The organism is Streptomyces sp. NPDC055078, assembly GCF_053607985.1.
Map to the genome: position 1 here is coordinate 1 of NZ_JBSGUP010000793.1, position 3,387 is coordinate 3,387.

At 74.5% G+C, this 3,387-nt stretch carries 4 protein-coding genes; 3 read left to right on the forward strand and 1 reads right to left on the reverse strand.

All coding sequences use genetic code 11. The features are described 5' to 3' along the window. On the forward strand, window positions 1-243 hold a 243-nt coding region (locus ACWF94_RS36770), incomplete at its 5' end, for a cupin domain-containing protein (RefSeq protein ID WP_453498978.1). 4 nt (window positions 244-247) lie between these two features. Continuing rightward, window positions 248-970, forward strand: a complete 723-nt coding sequence (locus ACWF94_RS36775) for a helical backbone metal receptor (protein WP_453498980.1) — start codon at window positions 248-250, stop codon at window positions 968-970. Here the strand turns inward: ACWF94_RS36775 and ACWF94_RS36780 are convergent. Beyond that, window positions 936-2,015 (reverse strand): TDT family transporter, encoded by a 1,080-nt coding sequence (locus tag ACWF94_RS36780; RefSeq protein ID WP_453498982.1) that lies wholly within the window; start codon window positions 2,013-2,015, stop codon window positions 936-938. The two genes, ACWF94_RS36775 and ACWF94_RS36780, sit on opposite strands and share 35 nt — an antisense overlap. 70 nt (window positions 2,016-2,085) lie before the next feature. On the opposite strand from ACWF94_RS36780, the gene ACWF94_RS36785 reads away from it, so the two are divergent. Further along, window positions 2,086-3,009, forward strand: coding sequence for a LysR family transcriptional regulator (locus tag ACWF94_RS36785; RefSeq protein WP_453498984.1), 924 nt, complete (start codon window positions 2,086-2,088; stop codon window positions 3,007-3,009). Window positions 3,010-3,387: the final 378 nt, after the last annotated feature.

Genomic DNA, 3,387 nt, shown 5'->3' on the forward strand with positions numbered 1-3,387 from the left:
GCCCTGGAGTTCACCGGGGAGCACGACACCGAAGGCGAGTTCCAGCACCGCAACGACGAACTGCTCTACGTCGCCGACGGCGCCGCCGAGGTCGAGGCGGAGGGCCGCGCCTACCGGCTGGGGCGCGGTGACACCCTGTTCCTGTCCGGCGGCGTACGGCACCGCTGGCGGGCCACCGTCCCCGAGACCCGCATCGTCGTCGTCACCGTCGCCGACCACATCGAGTCGCCCCCGGAGGCGTGAGCGGATGCGGGTCGTCTCCCTCGTGCCGTCGCTCACCGAGGCGGTCGCCGTCAGCGCGCCCGGTCTGATCGTGGGCGCGACCGACTGGTGCACGCATCCCGCCGGTCTCGACGCCGTACGCGTCGGCGGCACCAAGAACCCGGACGTGGCCGCCGTCACCCGGCTCCGGCCCGATCTCGTGATCGCGAACGAGGAGGAGAACCGGGAGCCGGACATCGCCGCCCTGCGTGCCGCCGGTCTGGAGGTCCTGGTGACCGAGGTCCGCGATCTGGACCAGGCGTTCCGGGAACTGGAACGAGTCCTGGTGGCCGGCTGCGGGCTCGCCCGCCCGAACTGGCTGGACGCGGCGGCCGAGGCGTGGTCCGGCCCGCCGCCCGCCGCCGTACCGGAGCGGACCGCCGTGGTGCCCATCTGGCGGCGGCCGTGGATGGTGCTCGGCCGGGACACCTTCGCCGGGGACCTGCTGGCCAGGCTGGGCATACGGAACGCCTACGCGGACCACGCCGCGCGATACCCCCGTATACCGCTGGACGAACTGCGCGACCGGGGCGCGGAGCTGGTCGTCCTGCCCGACGAGCCGTACCGCTTCACCGCGGACGACGGGCCGGAAGCGTTCCCCGCGCTGCCCGCCGCCCTCGTCAGCGGGCGCCATCTGACCTGGTACGGGCCCTCGCTGGCCGAAGCTCCCGCGGTCATCGGCGGGGCGCTGCGAGCAGCGCTCCGCTGAACAGTCCGCGCAGGGTGAGCGCCCCGGTCACCGCCCACGCCGTCACCAGCAGCGCGTACAGGCCCGCCGCGAGCCAGGCCAGGGCGCGCAGATCCGTCGCCTCCGCCAGGCCCGCCGCGCCGGTCACACAGGTGCCCACCGGGAAGGTGAACGCCCACCAGCTCATCGTGAACGGCATCCCCGCGCGGAACGCCCGCACCACCATCGCGCCCGCCAGCGCCAGCCACAGCAGGGCGAAACCCATCACCGGCACGCCGTACGCCACCGCGAGGACCTCCCCTCGCGGTGTTGCTCGGGCCATGTTCGTGACGGCCGTCACCGACTGCCCCAGCGGTCCCAGCACCAGGAACAGCGCCGGGGTCAGCGCGAGCGGCAGCGGTCCGTGGTGGACCAGCCGGCCGAAGACCAGCGGCAGGATCACCAGGGTCGCCAGCAGGCTCATGCCCGCCATCGCCCCGCTCGCCGCCAGCATCGCCGTACGCGCCTGGCCGCCGGGCAGATACGGCACCAGCAGCGGGCCGAACGACGCGGCGACCATCGGGGGCACCACCGGCAGCAGCCAAACCGGGGACGCGGTCCCCGGGGGCGTCCGATGGCGTACGACCAGCAGATACGGAACCGCCACCGCCACCGCGAGACCGGCCGCCGTCCCCACGGCGAACAGCGCGAACGCGGCCGTGGTGGCCGTCTGGGTGCCGATCAGCCCCCGGCCGGTGTTCAGGGTGCTGATCCCCACCGCCAGCAGCGCCATCGACAGACAGCCGTAGAACGGCGCCACCGCCGGATCCAGCAGATGGGCGCGTGCCCGGTCGCGGTGGTGCGCCCAGTGCGCCACGCGGGCGGCCAGCACGGCCATCAGCAGTACGGCCGACAGCGCCCACACCGCCACGAGCGCGGGTTCCGTGCCGGGGACGTCCAGGGCGGTGCCCGCGGTGGCGACGACGGCGGTGCCCATGACGGACGCGTACCAGTTGGGCGCGAAGTCGCGGAGCGACGGCAGCCGGACCGACGTGGCGGGGGCGTGGGTGCGGACTGCTGTGGTCATGTCACCACTCTGGCTCCGGCGGACGGCGCCCACCAGGGATCTTCTTGCTATGACCTCATAAGCTGGATTGATGAGTGAACAGGACGACGGCCGGGTGCCGCTCGCGCACCGGGTGCCCGACCTCGGCGCGCTGGAGCTGCTGCTCGCCGTCGCCCGGCACGGCAGCCTGGGGCGGGCCGCGCGGGAACTCGGCATCAGCCAGCCCGCGGCCAGCAGCCGGGTCCGCTCGATGGAGCGGCAGCTCGGCATGGCCCTCGTCGACCGCTCGCCGCGCGGCTCCCGGCTCACCGAGGCGGGCGCGCTCGTCACGGACTGGGCGCGGCGGGTGATCGAGGCGGCGGAGGCGTTCGACGCGGGGGCGCAGGCGTTGCGGGGGCGGCGGGACTCCCGGCTGCGGGTCGCCGCGTCGATGACCATCGCGGAGTATCTGCTGCCGGGCTGGCTCATCGCCCTGCGGGCGCTGCTGCCCGGCACGGCCGTGTCCCTCTTCGCCGGGAACTCGGCCGCGGTCGCCGAGCGGCTCCTGTCGGGCGACGCCGACCTCGGCTTCGTCGAGGGCCTCGCCGTACCGGACGGCCTCGACGGCACGGTCGTCGGCCATGACCGCCTGGTCGTCGTCGTGGCTCCGGGGCATCCGTGGGCCCGCCGCCGCGCACCCCTGACCGCGTCGGAACTGGCGGGTGCCCCTCTGATCCTGCGCGAGCGCGGCTCCGGGACGCGCCAGGTGCTCGACTCGGCGCTGTCGGAGTACGGGGGACTGGCCGAGCCGCTGCTCGAACTCGCCTCCACGACGGCGGTGAAGGCGGCGGTGGTGAGCGGGGCGGGGCCTGCGGTGCTGAGCGAACTCGCCGTCACGGAGGAACTGGCGGCCCGCCGTCTGACCGAGGTCCGCCTGCCCGCTCTCGATCTGCGCCGCGCCCTGCGCGCGGTCTGGCCGCGCTCCCAACGGCCCACGGGCCCGGCGCGGGAACTGCTGTCCCTGACCAGGGGGTGACGGCGCGCGGAGTCCGCCGGGGGCGGGGACTTGTGGCGCGGGGGTGCTTGGGGGTTGGGGCCGGTGTTCGGTGCGGGGTCTTGGGCTGGGCCCGGGCCCGTTCGGGGTTGGGGTCCGGGGTCCGCTCCGGGGTCACGTCGGGACTGCACGATTTACGGCGCGTTTCGGGCTCTTGCCGGGTCTCGGGTCCTTCAGCGCCACAAATCACGCTTTACGTCCCGACGCCACCCCTGCGCGTCCCCCTCCCGGTCCAGTCCCGCCTCTCCCATCCTGCGTGTCCCCTCCTGCGTGTCCCCTCCCGGTCCACTCCCACCCGTCCCTTCCTGGGTGTCCCCTCCCGGTCCACTCCCACCCGTCCCTTCCTGAGTGTCCCCTGCC

Coding starts and splice junctions, on each gene's coding strand:
- ACWF94_RS36775 (WP_453498980.1), top strand. CDS start 248: ATGCGGGTCGTCTCCCTCGTGCCGTCGCTCACCGAGGCGGTCGCCGTC.
- ACWF94_RS36780 (WP_453498982.1), bottom strand. CDS start 2,015: ATGACCACAGCAGTCCGCACCCACGCCCCCGCCACGTCGGTCCGGCTG.
- ACWF94_RS36785 (WP_453498984.1), top strand. CDS start 2,086: ATGAGTGAACAGGACGACGGCCGGGTGCCGCTCGCGCACCGGGTGCCC.